We start from the raw sequence: 19,064 nt of genomic DNA on the forward strand, positions 1-19,064 counted from the left end.
AGCAAAAAAGTATGGATATAATTACAGGGGTGTATTTTAGGCGGGGTTCACAATTGGCACAAGCAGTATATCCGGGCTTTATTTTGTCACGACAACAAACTTCATATAAAGGCAAGTTACGCTTGTGCTATTGGTTGAAGACGCAGCAAGGCGTTATTAAAGCTTTTGTTGAAGATGAACAATGTGTGTTTTTCATCATGCAAAAGCATCGTGATAAGGCAAAACAAAAGCTCGAACAAGCAGGCTGCCAGTTCAGATTAGCAGATGTGGCATTAAAACATTTTGACCAATCTAAAGTCTGTGCACTGTATTTTTCAAGTTTAAGTGATTTTTACAACGCCAAAGAAACACTGAGCGGGTATGTGCCAATGTATGAGGAAGATATTCGTCATGCTGACAGGTATTTAATGGAACGCTATATAAAAGGCGGCGTTTGGATCACTGGCCTGCCCGCGCAGTGCAGCGGCTATATTGAACTACGACAAGCGAAATTAAAAGCTAACCCTGTGTTTGTACCTGATTTAACTATGCTGTCACTGGATATTGAGTGTAGTGGTGATGGCGTATTGTTTTCAGTAGGTTTGGTATCGGGTGACAAAAAAGCGGTGATCATGATAGGGGAGCCACAGCCAAGTGATATAAATATTGTTTGGGTTGAAGATGAAATTGCGCTACTTCACACCTTATGTAACTTGATAGTACAGTTAGACCCAGACGTATTGATTGGCTGGAATGTCATTGACTTTGACTGTGTGGTGCTTCATGAACGCGCTCAGGCTTTGGGCGTATCGCTCAATATTGGTCGTGATGGTGAAGCGATGCAAGTATCCAGTGGGAATTTTACCCGAGTACTGATCCCTGGTCGCGTCGTGATAGATGGCATTGATACCATGAAAAATGCGACCTATCACTTTGAAACATTTAAGTTAAGCTTTGTTGCCAAAGAAGTGCTTGGTCGCGATAAATTGATTGCTCAGGATAATCAATTAGAAGAAATTATCAGGCAATTCCATGAGGACAAGCTTAGTCTTGCTAAATATAACTTGGAAGACTGTCAATTAGTTTGGGATATTTTTGAGCAGCAGTCGCTGCTTGACTTTGCCATAGCGAGAACGCGATTAACGGGGTTGGAACTGGAGCGTATGGGGGGATCTGTGGCAGCGTTTACTAACCTTTATCTACCTTTGCTTCATCGCAGTGGCTATATTGCGCCTAACCTTGGAGAACATGGTTTAAACTTTGATAGCCCCGGTGGGTATGTGATGGACTCCAAACCCGGGCTATATAAAAACGTCTTGGTGCTGGATTTCAAAAGTCTTTACCCATCTATTATACGTACCTTTTGTATTGATCCTATGGGACTCATAGAGGGAGAACTAGATGCGCTTAATGCCATTCCAGGCTTCAACAAGGGATTATTTTCAAGAGAGCAGCATCATTTACCTCAGCTGGTTGCTCAGCTCTGGGACGCTCGCCATCAAGCCAAGCTCGAAGGGGAGCAAATGTTGCAGCAGGCTATAAAGATCATCATGAATAGCCTATATGGCGTATTAGGCTCTAAAGGATGCCGCTTCTATGACCCGAGATTGTCGAGTTCAATTACGATGCGCGGTCATGAAATCATGCAAACCACGCGACGATGGATCGAAGAGATGGGCTATGAAGTGATATACGGTGATACAGACTCTACATTTGTAAAGGTTGCGGATGTTGCCAGCGCAAAAGACTGTCGGGACATCGGCAAAACACTGATGACAATGATCAATGAACGCTGGGCTGATGAACTGAAAGAGCAGTATCAGTTATCAAGTTTTTTAGAGATAGAGTTTGAAACACATTACAGCCCTTTTTTTATGCCCACCATTCGAGGTCAAGAAACGGGGTCTAAAAAGCGCTATGTTGGCCAAATTGAGAATAATGGGCAACCTGAGCTGGTATTTAAAGGTATGGAGACTGTACGCAGTGATTGGACGAGCGTAGCCAAAGAGTATCAGCAAGCGCTGATCCGCGCGTTATTCGATGGAGAGAGCGCTGTAGAAATCACAGAGCATTACATCGGTCTTATTACTTCTGGGCAAGTGGATGATAAGCTCATCTATAAAAAGCGTTTAGGCAAGTCGTTGGATGCATACGTCAAGAATATTCCCCCCCATGTGCGTGCTGCTAAAGAAGCCACGCGTTTAGGCTTGGTGAATGGGCTAGGTAAAGGCAGTCAAATTGCATACTATATTAGTCAGTCTGGCCCTCAACTGTATATTAAAGCGCTTACTCAACTTGATTATACTCATTATATAGAAAAACAAATATTACCTATATATCGAATGCTTCCGAATGTTGATGAAAATGCCATCAGCTTGGCAGGTCAACGCTCTTTCGATTTGTAAATCTCTAGATGCGAATTTTTATCGCTTTGTAATATTCGAGATTTTGCCGCACAACAGATAGCCAATCTATAAAATTGCTTTTACCGCGATGTAAATCCCCCTCATTTTTTATGCAAATAATTTGTATGCAATTAAAAGTGAAGGTTAAAAACCAACCACTTAAACCAAAATAAAAAATATTTTTATTAACGTGGTTGGCGCTTGCTTTTTTTGAAATGGCACTAAATTGCAGGTTTGTTGCGCATTTCACCTGTGAAATTGATTAATAATTTTATTTATATTGGAGTAAGTGTTTATTAACTTCAAAACATTATTAAAAATAGATGTTTAGCTGTTTTTATTTTGTTAGTGAGTGTTAACTCTGTCTTGTTTGACGTTTAACATGAGTCCCGATTAGTATCCATGCCGAATTTTTAAAAACGGCCACTAGAGCCAGAAGTAAAGACTTATAAAACTCAAGCTTATTGCTTATCAATAAGCCCAGGGAGAATCACATGTTGAACACTAAAGTAACTAAAGCAGTGCGTATTGCACTAGCGTTTGGTGCTGCTTCGTCAGCTGCATTTGCAACTAATGCTGTAGCTGCTGAAGGCGCAGAAAAAGTAGAACGTATTGAAGTAACTGGCTCACGTATCAAGCGTGTTGATATGGAAGGTGCAAGCCCTGTTGAAGTTATCTCAACAGCTGAATTTGAAAGCCAAGGCCGTGTATCTGTAGCTGAAGCACTACAAAGTGTTACATCTAACAGCTTCGGTTCAATTGCTCCTGCGTCGGGTAACAGTGCACAATCACAAAATACAGTAAGTTTACTTGGTGCTGGCGCAGGGCGTACACTTGTACTAGTAGATGGTAAGCGTCTTGGTGGTTCTCCATCACTTAATGCAGGTGGTGCAAACCTGAGCTCAATCCCAATGGCGGCAGTTGAGCGTATTGAAATTCTTAAAGATGGTGCATCAGCTATTTATGGTTCTGATGCTATCGCTGGTGTTATCAATGTTATCTTGAAAAAAGATTTTGAAGGTGCTGCATTTGATATTCAAGTAGGTCGCCCAGAAGCTGACGGTGGTGAGACTAAGCAAATGTCACTGTCGTTCGGTGTAAGTTCAGACAAGGGTAATATCACGTTTGTATACGACCACCAAGAGCGTCGTGCTATTTTCGACCGCGATCGTGATTACACAAAAGCAACGATGGAAGACAAAAACGGTGACGGCGTAATCTCAGCTGGTGACGAAACGACAGGTATCAGCATTTATGGTGCGACAATTAGAGATGAGGATGGTAATCATCACGCATCGTTAAAGTGTAACGAGCTGACGAAAAATGTACCTGGTTTTGTTGGTGTCCTTGACCAAGGCACTGGTAATGGCGGAATCGGTAATGGTGAAGTATGTGGTTATGCATTTGCAGACGTATCGGCAAACATGGCGTCGACAAAACGTGACTCTATCATGACTAGCCTTGCGTATGAACTAACAGATGATATCGAGCTATACGCACGTGGTATGTTTAGCCGCAATGATTCGTTTGGCCGTTACGCACCTGCTGCTGCTATGTGGAGAGACATGCCAGCTGATAACGAGCATAACCCTCTAAATGTAGAAGCTGACGGTCTATTCCGTTGGTATCAGCTAGGAAACCGTGATGGCGAAGTAACCGATTACCAGCAAGACTATTTGTTAGGTCTTAAAGGCATGTTTGGCGATACAGCTGAGTGGGAAGTGTCTTATCACAAAGCGCGCCTTGATTACCGTACAGCGGGTCGTTACTACTTAAGCTACTCTGGCCTTGCTTATAACAATCTATATGACATTGATATGGGCTCTGAAGAAGGCATTAATAACATGCGTGCGACAACGTATGTGGAAAGCCAAAGCGACCTAGATCACTTCTTTGCAGGTCTTGGCTTTGAGTTCGGCGAACTTGAAGGTGGTATGATCAGTCACTATGTTGGTGGTGAGTACTTCGAAGAAGTTTTAGACTCAAAGTTTGATGCGCAAAGCGATGCGGGACTGGTTGGTGGTAATGCTGGTGCTTCTGGCTTAGGTGAGCGTGATGTCACAGCTTTATTCTACGAAGTAGCATTCCCAATTCTTGATAACCTAATCGTAAGTGCGGCATACCGTTACGACGACTACAGCGACTTCGGCAGTGTAGGTAACCCAAGTGTTAAACTTGAGTACCGTCCTTTTGACGACCTACTAGTTCGTGGCTCATACTCAGAAGGTTTCCGCGCGCCAACGCTTAAAGAATTATATGGTGCAGATTCAGAAGGTAGCCCTGCGACAACTGACTATGTAGCATGTAAAAATGCTCTACCGGCTGGTGCAAGTGAAGCTCAAATCCGTGATGCTTACCTTAACTGCCCTCAAAGTGCATACTATGAACTTAGAAAGAGCAATGAAAACCTAGGTGCAGAAGAGTCTACCTATATTAACTTAGGTGTTGTTTACTCTGGTTTTGAAGATGTAGCGATTAAAGTGGACTACTTTGAGCTAGAAATTGACAATGTAATTTCACTAATTACTATTCAAGACCTTGTGCACATTGAAAATGGTAACAAGCTTAATGAAGTCTATGCTAAGTTCCCTGAAGTAAAACTAAACCGTGCTGATAATGGGGCGATCTCAGGTTACTCACATACGCAATATGCAAATGGCTCATTTATGTCTCGTAAAGGTTTTGACATTGATTTGTCTTACAAGCTAGACACGAGCTTCGGTGAGTTTAAATTTAAGAAAGTAACTACAGTACTTACTGAAGTTGGTGAAGACGTTTATTTCTCAGGCCCTACGAGTGACCAAAAAGGCGCTCCACAGCAGCCTGAATGGCGTTCTCAGTTTACAGTTAACTTCTCTGCAGACAGTTACGCAGTAAACTGGACAACTGATGTTATCGCAGGTACTCATGAAAGTGACGTGGTACAAGTAGATTCAACTGGTAACCCTTATGTTGTTTACTCTGGTGATGTACCAACTTATGTAACACATAACTTGAATGTGAAATATTTTACAGAGAGCTATGGTACATTTACTGTAGGCGCACGTAACCTATTTGATAAAGGTGTACTGTTTGATAGCAAAGATAAGTGGATCAACGACTCAATGTACAACTCTGGTCACATCGGTCGTGAAATCTTTGCAGGTTATAGCATCAGCTTTTAATTTGCAGAAGTAACTTTTTGACTTATCAAGCCTCGCTTTATGCGAGGCTTTTTTTTAGCTTTTCTCCAAGCCTTATCATTAGCAATTCCCCCTACTTATATCTTTGAATGACGATATTTGAATGACTTTATTGATTAATTTCATTCAATAAGTGCGTTTTTGAGTTAAAAAACTGTCAATTGGGTCTGGTTTGTATCTAGGTATGTTATTAAGTTTTAATTTTGTGCTTTTTTTGGTGTTTTCTATTTTTAGGTTTACTTTTCTGTATCATTTTTAGCCTGTTTACATAGATTTAAATTTTTAAATTACGCTTTTTGTTTTGTTTAACTTATTGTTTTTTCTTTGTTTAACCTATTTCTGTTTCTTTTATGTAAACGTGATTTCGTTTTTTGGGGGTTCTTATTGCGTATATTGATCTAATGCAGGGTTTGGAGAATTTTGTTATTTTATTTGGGACTTAATTAATTTTTCGTTCAAAATAAATAAACCCTTTAAATTCAGTGTTTTGATGTTTTTTTGTTGTTTTCTTTGTAACTTTTCGTGTTTAAGGATGTTGATTTTTGGGGGTAGAAGTGCAATAAAATTGTTGACGCTAAGGGCAGGTATTGTTTAGTATTCCTGCACTGAGTTGCCTTAAGTGCAACAATAAAAAATTGGCTCACGCCACTTATATAATTATAACCACTCAAAAGGGTGGTCCAGGGAGATTCAAATGTTAAACAATCAAGTAACCAAGGCAGTGCGCTTAGCATTGGCTTTAGGTGCTGTTTCAGCATCTGGTTTTGTAGCTGCTAATGAAGCAGGTGAACAAGAAGTAGAGCGTATCGAGATCACAGGTTCAGCTATCAAGCGTACTGATCTTGAAGGTGCTTTACCTGTTGACGTTATCGATGCAACAGACATTGCTAAGTCTGGTGTAACAAGCGTTCCTGATTTAATTGCAAACATTCCTTCAATGCAGGGTTTCACTGCTGCAGGTGAATCTGTAGGTGGTGGTGGTGGCGGTATTCAAACTGCTTCACTTCGTGACTTAGGTGCTGAGTACACACTTGTGTTAGTAAACGGTCGTCGTATGGCGTCATCTGACTCAGGTTCAAGCATCGACATTAACTCAATCCCGCTATCAGCAATCAAGCGTGTTGAAATTCTAAAAGATGGTGCTTCTGCACTATACGGTTCTGATGCAATCGCGGGTGTTGTAAACTTCATTCTTAAAGATGACGTGCAAGAGACAACTATCAGTGCGCGTTACGACAAGCCAAAAGATACTTCTAGCTCTAACTTTGCAATCACGACTGGTTTTGGTGACCTAGGTAGTGATGGTTTCAACGTAATGGTGAGCTTTAGCCGTGATGAGCAAGATAACCTAAGATCAGTAGATCGTGACTTTGCAAAAACAGGTTTTGTTGAGTTTGAGCACGCTGGTCAAGACTTAGTTGCAATCGCAGGTTCTTCAAATGCAATCCCTGGTAACGCATATGTACCATATAAGCAAAAAGACAAAGACGGTAACTACGTAACTAAAGACGATAAGCAAGTAATTAAGACTTACTCACTTAACCCTTACAAAGAAGCTAACGGTTCATGTCACACAACAAGTGCTCCTTCTGGCAATGCTTGTCAGTTCGACTACACAAGCACACTAGAAATTCAGCCTGAGAGTGAGCGTAACAACTTATTCTTACAAGGTACGTTCACAGTGAATGACGATACTGAAGCGTACGTAACTGCTTCTGCTTCTGAATTCAAAATGACGACGCGTATTGCACCTTACCCAACTGGTGGTTTCACGCTAAACAAAGAATTAGGCCAAGAGTCTGCTTTTGTTAACGATAACGTGATTAAATACTTACCAACTGCATTTGTTGATGCTGATGGCGTTACACAAAATGTTCTTGCAGAGAGAACTGGTGAAGTGACAGCTCGCTGGCGTGTACTTCCTGGTGGTAACCGTACTGATGAGTACAACACATCAACAACGCACTTCGTAGCTGGTCTTCGTGGTGATTTCGGTGAGTGGAACTACGACTTAGCTGTAACTGCCTCTGATGCAGAGCGTGAGCAAACTCGTATCACTGGTTACCCACTAGAAAAAGAGTTCATGGCGCTAGTAACTTCTGGTGAAGTTGATATCTTCGCAGATCCTGACTCGCTAACTGAAGAGCAAAATGCTGCTGTTCGTAACACGATGTTCAACGGTTTGTGGGACACTACTGATACAAGCTTATTCGCTGTAGAAGGTAAAACATCAGGTCCTATCGCTGAACTAGACGCTGGTACAGTGTATATGGCTGTTGGTTTTGACTACCGTCAATCTAGCTACTCTCTAACAAACGGCGAAGGCCAAAATGCAGAAGTAGTACTATTTGAAAGTGCTGGTGAAGAGTTTGACCTAGAGCGTGATAGCTACGGTGCATTTGCTGAAGTAGTTGTTCCAGTTCTTGAAAACTTAGAAGTAACTGGTTCACTTCGTTACGACGAAATTGGTGAAATCACTAACTCTAAGCTTGCAGGCAATCAAACTGTTAATGACAGTGCAGACGATACAACTTACAAAGTAAGTGTTTCTTACCGTCCAGACGACCAGTGGTTGCTACGTGCTTCATATGGTACTGGCTTCAAATCTGCAACTATGCGTCAAATTGCTGCGCCACGTCTTGAGTTTGGTGTAACTGCATCACCTTATGACTGTCCAGCAGGCTTAAGACAGGAAATTGCACAGTTCTGTCACTCTGACAAGCTTCAGTACGATGTATACCGTGAAGGTAACGCTTCGCTTCAGCCAGAGACTTCTAAGCAGTACACTTTTGGCTTCGTATGGTCTGGCGATCAAGGCACAAGCTTTGGTGCTGACTACTGGAACGTTGAGATGGAAAACCAGGTTCGACGTCTAACTCAAAACCAAATCTTTGGTGACCCAGTAACATACGCTGAATGGTTCACAACTAAGATTGATAACGGTACAGGTAACACTGTTGTTGCAATCATCCAAGCTGCTGACAACGTTGGTCAGTCAAACACATCAGGTATTGACTGGCACTTTGATTTCACGACAGAGTTCTCTTTCGGCACACTTAAGTCTCAGTTAATGGGTACTTACATGCTTGAAGCTGAGAACCTACGTGTAGGTAGCGACAACATTTGGGATACAAGCCTTGGTCAAGTTGGTACAAACGAAGCGGTGACTTTCCGTAATATCGTTAACTTCAACAATACCTTCACGCACGGTGATTTCACTCACAGCTTAAACATTAAAGCACGTAGCGGTTACACGGATGCAGCAGCAGATGTTAGCTTCTATGTTGCTAAAGCTGATGACTGGGATGACGCGGTAGATGGTAGCGTGATTCAAAAGCATGTTCCTGTTTACATGACGTTCGATTACCGCCTTGCATATGCATGGGGTGACAACGCAAACGTAGGTTTTGGTATTAAGAACCTATTTGATAAGCAGCCTCCATTTACGCTTAATGCAGCTGCTGGTCACCAGGTTGGTTACGACCCTCGTTATGCTGATGCGTATGGCCGTAGCTTCTACCTACAAGCTGATTACACTTTCTAATATCAGCCATTTGGCTCTAAGTTTTACTTGGAGCCACTTTACTTATTTTAAAGGAAACTATAACAATTTTAAGCATATATAACTTAATTCATAAATGTCAGTTAGCATGTTTATGTAAATTAGATAAATGCTTTGTAGATTAAGTTTCTGATTGAAATATTTTTGTCTGAAAAGCCTGCATTTGCAGGTTTTTTTTGTTTTGTTTTGTTGTTGTTTTGGGGATTTGTTGTTTTCAATATGTTTAATATGTTTATTTGTTGTGATTTTGCGGGGTGGTTTTTTAGCCAGCCTTCTTTTTTATAATTCGTATCCCCCTCCTTAACGTATCTCATTACTAAAAAACCTATTTGATTGCGCAGAGTGAGTTTTAACTTCCTGTATTAAATGGTTAATTTTAGGTTTTTTATCGGTTTTTCTAAGGCGAAAATGATTGTTTTTATTCTGTTGGAATCATCTGGCTGTGTTTTTATTGAGCAGATCGGGGTGGGTTGTTGATGAATGATTTCATTGCTTTTATATAAATAAATCATTGTATTAACTGGTTTTTACAAGCTTGCATGGGTATTTACTTTGTGGTTACTATACTTGCGGTGTTACATATAAGGTACACAAAAAAGTAACGTGTTTAACCTTGTATAGAGAGCATAATTAAAATAAAAGCTTTGATAGAAGCTCAGGGAGAAATTGAATGTTAAATAATAAGATCTCAAAAGCAGTTCGCTTAGCGATTGCTTTTGGTGCTGTTACAGCGACTGCATTTACAGCAGCAGCTTCAGATGAAGAAAACATCGAAAAAATTGAAATCACAGGTTCAAGTATCAAAGGTACCGACCTTGCAGGTGCGCTTCCAGTAAACGTTATCAGTGCAGAAGATATCAAAGCTACAGGTGTTACATCTGTACCTGACTTAGTTGCGCAAATCCCTTCAATGCAGGGTTTCACAACACCAGTTTCTTCTGTAGGTGGCGGTGGTGCAGGTGTTGCATCAGCTGCATTACGTGGTTTGGATGACTCTTATACACTAGTATTATTGAATGGGCGCCGTCTTGCTCCTTCTGGAGCTGGTACAACGGTTAACCTTAACAGTATTCCACTTGCTGCGGTAGAGCGTGTTGAAGTATTAACGGATGGTGCATCAGCGCTTTATGGTTCAGATGCGATAGCAGGTGTAATTAACTTTATTCTTAAAAGTGATGTAGATCAGACTACAGTTGCAGTTCGTTTAGACCGTCCAGAAGAAGATGGTAGTGACAAGACTGCATTTAGCATCACATCGGGCTTTGGCGATATTGATGCCGACGGTTTCAGTATCGTAGCGTCTTTAAGCTATGAATCAACAGACTCTCTTCACTCTTACCAAAGAGACTTTGCAAAAACAGGTTTTCTAGAGTTTGAACATGAAAATCAAGATATGTACACAGTACGTGGTTCAAACAATGCAGTGCCAGGTAATGCGGAAATTCGTTATCAAAACCCTGAAGGCTATACAGATGCAGAGGGTAACCCACGACGTTTTTCTCAACAAGACTATACACCGTACCTGTTAAGTAATGGCTCATGTGCTCCAAATACAGCAATCAACCCAGGTGACACGCGCTGTGTATTCGACTTTACAAGTACTTTAGAGATCTACCCAGAGCAAGAGCGTACGGCACTTATGTTGCAGGCTGCATATACTCTGACAGACGATATTGAAGGTTTTGTAACACTCAATGCGACAGACTATTCACTAATTTCACGTATAGCGCCAAACCCAGTTGGTGGTATTAATATTGGCTTAGATAGCCCTCTTTATACACAGTATGGTGTACCACACATAGATGCGCCTGTAGAAGGTGCTGTACCAGAGCGCTTTAGAGGCCATTGGCGTGCACTTTCTGGTGGCAATCGTACAGAAGAGAATGAAATTAGCTCATTGCACACAATTACTGGTTTTGAAGGTACGCTGTTTGATGACATAGATTTTAACACTGCATTAGTGTTCTCTCGCTCACAAAGAGAAGCATCTAACTTGCAAGGTTTCTTCCACAGAGATACGTTCCTAGAAAATGTTCGCTCTGGTGCGATTGATATTTTCCTTTCAGCTGAAGAGTTTGCAGAAAATGAGCGCGCTACAACAGCGCTTGAAGAATCTCAGCTACGCGGGCTTCGCAGCACAACCGAAACTCAAATGATCAGTTTTGACTTCCGTGCTTCTCAAGCTTTATTTGAGTTACCAGCAGGTGAAGTTTATGTCGGTTATGGTGTTGACTTCCGTGACAATGAATATGAGTTTACTCGTTCTGCTGCAAACGTTGCTGATATCCAAATGGGTGACGGTGGTGGTGACTTTGACTACAGTTTATCACGCTCATCATATGGTGTATTCTCTGAATTCCAAATCCCTGTTCTTGATAATTTAAGTGCAAACGTAGCGCTTCGTTATGACAGCATTGGTTCGGTTTCAGACTCATTGACAGGCAGAGATATTGGTCAAAGAGAAAATGACACGACTTACAAAGTAAGTTTACGCTACAACCCTACAGATGATCTTGTTGTTCGTGCTTCATATGGTACAGGCTTCAAAATGGGTTCATTAACTCAATATGCTCGTCCTCTATCTGCTTGGGGTGTAACAGGCTCTAACTATACTTGTCCTGTACCTGGTTCTGACCCTCGCGCAGAGTTCTGCCCTGCAGGTCTAACTCAATACCAAGCTTACCGTGTTGGTTCTGAAGAGTTGAAACCTGAGACATCAGTTCAATCATCAATTGGCTTCGTTTATGCACCAACAACAGACTTCTCGTTTGAGTTAGACTATTGGAGCATCGAAGTTGAAGACATGATCCAGTTACCTTCATATAACTACATGTTTGATAATGTAAGTCAATTCGATGATAAGTTTGTTGTTAGAACTGACCGTGATGACTCATCTGCTCAGATATTAACTGTACTTCGTGATGAAGTAAACATTGGTAAGTATGAGACCTCTGGTATTGACTGGAAAGTTGAACTAAACAATGACTTGTCTTTCGGTTCACTGAAAACAGTTGTACAGGGTACATATATCACTGATTCAGAGTACACTCGTCCGGGCGTATTCCCATATGAGTGGACAAGCAGCTTAGGTAAGTATGGTGAAGATGAAGATGTTGTATTCCGTAATGTTTTCAATATCCAGAACTCACTAACACATGGTGACTTTACACATACATTGCGTCTGAAGTACAAATCAGGCTGGCATGATGATGTTGTTACTGTTGGTGTAGGCACGATTGCAGACCCAGCGCGCACTAATGGTGCTCTACAAACACAGCGAATTCAGCAGCATATTCCTTCATACCATGCAACTGATTACCGTGTAGATTATTATGGTTTTGAGAATACAACGATCACATTTGGTATTAACAACCTATTTGATAAAGCACCGCCATTCTCACTAGCTGATCCAGAAGGACACTTAATTGGTTATGAAGGCCGTTACTATGATCAGTTCCTAAGAACTTACTATATTAGTGCAGAATACTCATTCTAATCTAAGTTAAGTATCTTTTATACATAAGCCTGTTCAATGTGTTGAACAGGCTTTTTTTTTAAACTTTTGTGTGTGATTAAATAATTTATTATTTGCTTTTTTGTCTTTTATTTTTCTTTTTTTTGTTTATATTTAAAATTGAAAGAAAGTAAATTTAAATTGGATAATAATAATTAAGGAGTAATTATGAAGATGTTTTCTTTAGGTTTGGCATCTGTGGTTTTAATGCTATCAGGCTGTAATTCAACAAGTGATTCTACAGAGACTGCAAAAAGTAGTAATTATCGCTGTGAGCAGGTACGTGCATTGGGTTCTAACATTCCAAAGAAGCGTTGTACCACACGCCAGCAAAGGCAAGAAGAAAAACGCCGTAGTGACGCATTGATGAGAGATGCGCAAATTGTAAGAAGTATAAACGACGAGTAATAGAGATTTTAAACTGAGTTTATTCAATAGTGAGCTCCTGGTTTTTATTTTTTTCATCGGAGCTCTTTAATATGTAAGTCTATTTTATATCAACTACTTTGCTTGCTTTTTTATATTGCAACTTAAATCCTTGAAAACTAGGTAGCTCCCACTTTTTCGGTGCATCTTTTCTATTACCTGATTGGTATTCTAATAAAATACGTTTTGATAAAAAATTGTATGCTACAGACATATTCAGTTCAGGCAGTGAGACTTTAATTGGGTGCTTGTCAATAAAGGGGTCTAGTATCCAGCTTTCCACGGCTTGAAAGTATAGGTCTTCTGATTCGATTAGCTCTAGATCTTCAAAGTGAGTGACGCCCAGCTCGGACAACCTGCTTTCTAAGTACTCCTCTAGCGTAGGTACTATTTCGCTCATTTTCTCGTACTGATAGTATAAACCATGGTATGCGAGCGAGTCTTCGAGTATGTCACTTACACCGGGATACAACTGCCCACTCTGAATTAGCATACGACAGGCGGGGATCAACATATCACCCTGTGCATCACTCACTTTTGTTGCTAAAGACACGCCAGCATAGACTAAGTTATATTCTATTTTGATCTGCTCATCTTCGATGAATGCGCGGATAATATGTTGTTCACCCATCCCCAGCTTAATGAGTGTTTTAATCGGCAGTGGTGCGGCAAGTGCTGCCATGGTCATAGCTTGCTTAGTGCCCTTGCCAGCCAGAGCAAAAGTATCGAGTACCAGCATTGCTTGTGCCCGCTCATCTACTCGTGAGGTATTTGAGGCAGAGACTTCCACGAGACCATTGCCAAAACCGCCCCTGCGATTTTGTCGTTTTATAAACACCCACTCAGGGCGCGCTTCGGCGATTGCTTGGAGAAGCGCTTGGCGGTTGTAGCTAGCTGCTTGGGCAAGACTTGGTAGTGAAAATGCTTCCCTCAACTGCTCACTAAACTGCTTGGCTTCAGCTAGGGCTTCAGGGTCTGCTTGCACGATACCATCAAGTTTCCCTCTGACCAGTGCGATGGCAAGCTCTATATCACACTGATTAGGAAGTAGCAGGTTTAGTTGTTCTAATTGTTCAAGGTGAGTCGGTAACTGATAAACGCGCGCTGGCACAGAGATAACCGCGATTAAATCAATTATGGCTTGTTTGAGTACACCCGAGGGCATTTTGTCAATCAGATAGCCAAGTTCAGCATCGACTGGAAGTGGGTATAGCAATCGACCAAGATTGGTCGCCAGTTGGTCATCGTCAATTGCACCGATACTATGTAATGTTGAAATTGCACGTTGTTTTGACGCCTTTGGCAAGGGATCGATAAAGGGCAGTGAGTCAACGCCTTGTGCTGCGCACCCAGCTGCAAGTACAAGCTCTGTGAGCGCTTCACGCTGTATTTCCGGGGGCGTGCGTTCAATTAAAGGGGCATATTGGCCGTATAGACGAATGCAAATACCAGCTTGAGTTCTGCCTGCTCGCCCTAGGCGCTGTTTGGCGGAATCTTGGCCAATGGCATCTAACCCAAGTACCGTTTTGCCATTTCTCAGGTGTGTACGACGCTCTAACCCTGAATCAATTACACAGGTAACATTTGGAATTGTCAGTGATGTTTCTGCGACATTAGTGGCCAATATTATACGCTGTGTTGATTGCTGCGATAGGGCGAGCTGCTGGTGTTGTTTGCTACAGCCGCTGTAAAGCGGGACGGTAATGGCTTCGAGAGATTTTAAGGCTGTGGCACAGGCGAGGATCTCTCCTTTGCCTGGCAAAAACACTAAAATGTCGCCATGTGTATCTTCAAGCGCTTGTTGACAGGCTAGGACAACACGCTCGACAAGGCGGTCTTTACTGGGCATATCGCGCTGATCTTTTGCGATAAAATCTTGCTCTACGGGATACATTTTGCCTTCGCTTTGCAGTATCGGTGCTTCAAGGTAGCGACTCAGGCTTTGTGCGTTGAGCGTCGCAGAAGTCAGTACTAACCGGTGTTTTGAATGATGCTTGAGCAGTGCTAGGAGTAAATCCATGTCCCAGCGACGCTCGTGAAACTCATCGAGTATGATATGTGAATAATCGGCTAATTTATCCTCAAAATACCACCTTAGTGCGACACCAGGCGTGACAAACACAATATTCGTTTGTTCATCAAACACGGTTTCAAAACGGATTGAATAGCCTACCTTGTCACCCAGTTTTGAGTTGCATAGGCTAGCCACATATTCAGCAAGTGATGTACATGCAATTCGCCTTGGCTCAACAACTAGTACCTTTCCCATTGTGGCTGCCCAGATAGGCAGTTGCGTTGACTTACCAGAGCCAGTGGCTGCGGTCACGACCACATCTTGCTTGGCAATGGTCGCTAAAAATTTTGATTTGATGGATTCAATGGGCAAGGTCATGGCTGTTATTTATTCGGTACTTTTTTGTCGATTTTATCAAAAAATGATTGAAAAGGGACAAGGGTGAACACACTTAAATAAAAAAGTACAGTAAATGAGCAAATATGATAAACCTAATATTAATCGTGTTCTTAGTGGTGTTTGTGGTTGTGTATTGGTACCTCAACGATATTAAACGCTACTTTTGGCACAAAAAATACCAGCAGCAAAGCCTGTCACGGGCAGATAAAAAAATATTGCGTAATTACATGCCTATTTATCGCAACATGACAGATGCAGATCGTGCGCGTTTAGAACAGCACATCATTTGGTTTTTAGGTGAAAAGCGAGTGATTGGACGTGATGGTTTGCAAGTGACCAGGCCGATGTCGTTAATTATCGCAGCGGATGCCTGTCTATTGGTGTTAAATCAAGCTTGGCCTTTATATCCCAATGTTAAAGAAGTACTGCTATATCCAAGTCAGTATTATGCACCGCAAACCAATAAAGACGGTGCTGGGTTAGTAAGCTATCACACAGCTGTGAGACAAGGCGAGTCTTGGCCAGGTGGCACCTTGGTGCTCAGTTGGCACGATGTCCTCGAGGGTAACCGCTTACCCGGGGATGGTCATAACTTGGTATTTCATGAGTTTGCTCATCAATTAGATCAGCAAGCTGGCAATACTAATGGCACGCCAGAGTTGCCAAAAGGGATCAGTTACCAGCACTGGGCTGATGTGCTAAGCCGCGCCTATCGCCAGCTAAAAACACAGTTAGCGTATCAAATGCCGCACGTTATTCATGAATACGGTGCGACCAATGAGGCAGAATATTTTGCAGTTTTAACGGAGACCTTCATTGAAAAACCAGTTGAGCTAAAGCAAGAAAACCCGGAACTGTTTAACCTGTTAGTGAGTTATTTTAGGTTTGACCCCAGAGATTGGTTGGGTAGGACAGTGTAAAACTGGTAAACGCAAACAGGGTCAAGTTTGCGTATCAAATGCGCCATCTGCTTTTTATCCATGAATACGGTGCGACTAATGAAGCAGAATATTTTGCTGTTTTAACGGAGACCTCCATTGAAAAGCCAGTTGAGCTAAAGCAAGAAAATCCTGAACTGTTTAACCTGTTAGTGAGTTATTTTAGGTTTGATCCCAGAGATTGGTTGGGTAGGGCGGTTTGAAACAGTGACAACGTAAGACAGGACGAGTCAACAAAAACAAAAAAGCCGCTGAGTCAGCGGCTTTTATCAATAACGGTTACAACTTATGAAAAGTTGATTTCGTTGCGCTCACCGCGCTCTTTACGTCTGTTGTCACGGTTACCATCTTTGTTTCCGTCACGACGTTTGTCAGTGCGAGGATCTCGGAAGCTACGTTTGCCACCATCACGACCTTCAGAACGTCTGCCACCATCACGGCGCTCGCCACGCTCTTCAAAACGTCTACCACCTTCACGACGATTACCGTTGCCACGCGCCTGATCAGCAGGGTGTGTGCTCTTGGTCATCTTCATTGGGCGTTGACAAATGTGAACACCTTGGAAGTGTGTTAGCGTTTCAGCAGGCATATCCTGTGGAAGCTGAACAGTGCTGTGCTCATCAAATAAACGGATTTCACCGATAAATTTGCTTGAGATATCTGCTTCGTTAGCGATTGCACCCACAATGTTCTTAACTTGAACACCATGCTCACGACCCACTTCAATACGGTAAGTATCCATTGGTTCTGAGCTATTGCGACGGCCTTTTCTGTCGCCACGTTCACCACGTCTGTCACCACGCTCACCACGTCTGTCGTCACGGCGGTCACGGTTACCATCACGGTCACGACGCTCGCGTTGTTGAACTTTAATTTCTTCAACTTTAAGCGGAGACTGTTGCTGTGCAAGGCAAAGTAGTGCAGCTGCAAGTTGTTCTTGGCTTAGCTCTAGTTTCTCACCTAGGCCTTGTGCAACTTCACTGAAGAACTCAATGTCTTTGTGATCAAGTGACATACTGAGCTTGTTTTGAAGTGCTTCAATACGCTTTTGCTCAACGATTTTTGCACTTGGAAGCTCGACTTGCTCGATGTCTGAGCGAGTATGACGCATGATGTTACGTAGTAAGTAACGCTCGTTACCTTTTACGAACAAGATAGCCTTACCTTTACGACCCGCACGACCAGTACGACCAATACGGTGTACGTATGCTTCGCTGTCTTGTGGGATATCGTAGTTAATAACTAGGCTCAAGCGATCAACATCTAGACCACGTGCCGCAACGTCTGTTGCGATAACGATATCTAGTAAACCACTTTTCAGTCTTTCAACTGTGCGCTCACGTGCCTGTTGGTTCATGTCACCATTAAGTGGTGCAGCAGAGAAACCTTCACGCTCAAGCAGCTCAGCAAGCTGAACTGTATCGTTACGAGTACGTACAAACACGATAGAAGCATCATAATCTTCCGCTTCTAAGAAACGTACGATTGCTTTGTTTTTATGTGTCGTTGCACGCCAGTACACCTGCTCAATTGTGTCAACAGTTGAGTTACGTGGTGTGATTTTTACTTGCTCTGCGTTATCTAAGTACTTAGAACAAATAGATTGGATCTGCTTTGGCATAGTTGCAGAGAAAAGGCATGTTTGCTTTTCTTCTGGTGTTTTTTCCATGATGCTTTCAACATCATCGATAAAGCCCATGCGTAGCATTTCATCAGCTTCATCTAATACCAATGCATTTAGGTTTGATAGATCAATGGTCTTACGGTTGATATGGTCGATTAAACGCCCCGGAGTTGCCACGATGATCTGTGCGCCACGGCGAAGTGCACTTAACTGCACGCCATAGCTTTGTCCACCATATAGCGCAAGTACTTCTACGCCTCTGGTGTACTTAGCATACTGCTCGAATGCCTCAGCAACTTGCAATGCAAGCTCACGAGTCGGAGTCAGTACTAAAATTTGTGGTTGCTTAACGGATGCGTCAACATTGTTTAATAGCGGCAGTGCGAAAGCCGCCGTCTTGCCCGTACCCGTTTGCGCTAGTCCCAGCACGTCCTTTCTTTCTAGCAATAACGGTATACATTGAGCCTGGATCTCAGAAGGTGATTGATACCCTAGCTCTTCGACTGCTTTTAGGATTGCAGGAGAAAGGTCTAAAGATTCAAACGTTACTGGTTCTGACATTAATGCGCCTCAACAATTTAAAAGAGGCGGCATTGTACAGTAAAGAAAAGATAATTGCTTGTATAAATTGGCACTAAATTTGTAGGTGTTTGAAATTGGTTAAAAAATAAACTGTAATTTTTTTAGGGTTATTGATATAACCCTAAATTTGCCTTGGCATAGGCCTCAAAATCATCAAATCCACCAATGTGATCTTGGTCTACAAATATTTGTGGCACCGTGTTACATGGCTTGCCAGCAGACTTTTCTAGGTCAGCTTTGCTTATCCCTTCTTTGTTTATATCGATATAGCGAAAATTGAAATCGTTACGTTCATCTTTTAAACGTGTCGCCAATTCTTTCGCACGTACACAATAAGGACAACCTTCACGACCAAAAATAACAGTAAACATAGTAATAACTCTCTCAATGATTTCAATGACACTCAGTATAGTTGAGCGCGCTGGAATTAAAATTGATT

The 19,064-nt window shown here is 42.1% G+C and carries 11 protein-coding genes; 7 read left to right on the forward strand and 4 right to left on the reverse strand.

The genetic code is table 11. From position 1 onward, the window contains the following. Positions 1-11: 11 nt before the first annotated feature. From N477_RS03885 to N477_RS03900, 3 genes are all read left to right on the forward strand, one after another. Positions 12-2,384 carry a DNA polymerase II gene (locus N477_RS03885; RefSeq protein WP_231098043.1) on the forward strand — a complete coding sequence of 791 codons (2,373 nt, stop codon included), beginning with the start codon at positions 12-14 and terminating at the stop codon, positions 2,382-2,384. Positions 2,385-2,878: 494 nt separating this feature from the next. Further along, the gene (locus N477_RS03895; RefSeq protein WP_063360273.1) at positions 2,879-5,548 is read left to right on the forward strand and encodes a TonB-dependent receptor plug domain-containing protein; all 2,670 of its coding nucleotides are present in this window, start codon (positions 2,879-2,881) and stop codon (positions 5,546-5,548) included. Positions 5,549-6,260: 712 nt separating this feature from the next. Continuing rightward, positions 6,261-9,110: a TonB-dependent receptor gene (locus N477_RS03900; RefSeq protein WP_063360272.1), complete on the forward strand. Its 2,850-nt coding sequence runs from the start codon at positions 6,261-6,263 to the stop codon at positions 9,108-9,110. Positions 9,111-9,229: 119 nt separating this feature from the next. On the opposite strand, the gene N477_RS03905 is transcribed toward N477_RS03900, so the two are convergent. Beyond that, the gene (locus N477_RS03905; RefSeq protein WP_063360271.1) at positions 9,230-9,442 is read right to left on the reverse strand and encodes a hypothetical protein; all 213 of its coding nucleotides are present in this window, start codon (positions 9,440-9,442) and stop codon (positions 9,230-9,232) included. A 356-nt stretch (positions 9,443-9,798) separates the two neighbouring features. On the opposite strand from N477_RS03905, the gene N477_RS03910 reads away from it, so the two are divergent. After that, complete coding sequence (locus N477_RS03910; protein ID WP_063360270.1) at positions 9,799-12,624, forward strand: TonB-dependent receptor domain-containing protein; 2,826 nt, start codon at positions 9,799-9,801, stop codon at positions 12,622-12,624. Positions 12,625-12,810: 186 nt separating this feature from the next. Beyond that, entirely contained in the window at positions 12,811-13,050 is a 240-nt protein-coding gene (locus tag N477_RS03915) for a hypothetical protein (protein WP_063360269.1), read from the forward strand. A 79-nt stretch (positions 13,051-13,129) separates the two neighbouring features. Here N477_RS03915 and N477_RS03920 read toward each other — a convergent pair whose 3' ends face one another. Then, entirely contained in the window at positions 13,130-15,460 is a 2,331-nt protein-coding gene (locus N477_RS03920) for a DEAD/DEAH box helicase (RefSeq protein WP_063360268.1), read from the reverse strand. A gap of 104 nt (positions 15,461-15,564) precedes the next feature. Between N477_RS03920 and N477_RS03925 the strand changes: the two genes are divergently transcribed. Then, positions 15,565-16,401 carry a M90 family metallopeptidase gene (locus N477_RS03925; protein WP_063360267.1) on the forward strand — a complete coding sequence of 279 codons (837 nt, stop codon included), beginning with the start codon at positions 15,565-15,567 and terminating at the stop codon, positions 16,399-16,401. A gap of 2 nt (positions 16,402-16,403) precedes the next feature. Continuing rightward, entirely contained in the window at positions 16,404-16,622 is a 219-nt protein-coding gene (locus N477_RS03930; RefSeq protein ID WP_419555231.1) for a zinc-dependent peptidase, read from the forward strand. Between the two features lie 83 nt (positions 16,623-16,705). Here the strand turns inward: N477_RS03930 and N477_RS03935 are convergent, their stop codons facing one another. After that, entirely contained in the window at positions 16,706-18,604 is a 1,899-nt protein-coding gene (locus N477_RS03935; protein ID WP_063360265.1) for a DEAD/DEAH box helicase, read from the reverse strand. A 128-nt stretch (positions 18,605-18,732) separates the two neighbouring features. Next, positions 18,733-18,996 carry a GrxA family glutaredoxin gene (locus tag N477_RS03940; protein WP_063360264.1) on the reverse strand — a complete coding sequence of 88 codons (264 nt, stop codon included), beginning with the start codon at positions 18,994-18,996 and terminating at the stop codon, positions 18,733-18,735. Positions 18,997-19,064: the final 68 nt, after the last annotated feature.

Origin of the sequence: Pseudoalteromonas luteoviolacea H33-S, assembly GCF_001625695.1 — a bacterium.
Classification (GTDB): Bacteria; Pseudomonadota; Gammaproteobacteria; order Enterobacterales; family Alteromonadaceae; genus Pseudoalteromonas; species Pseudoalteromonas luteoviolacea_B.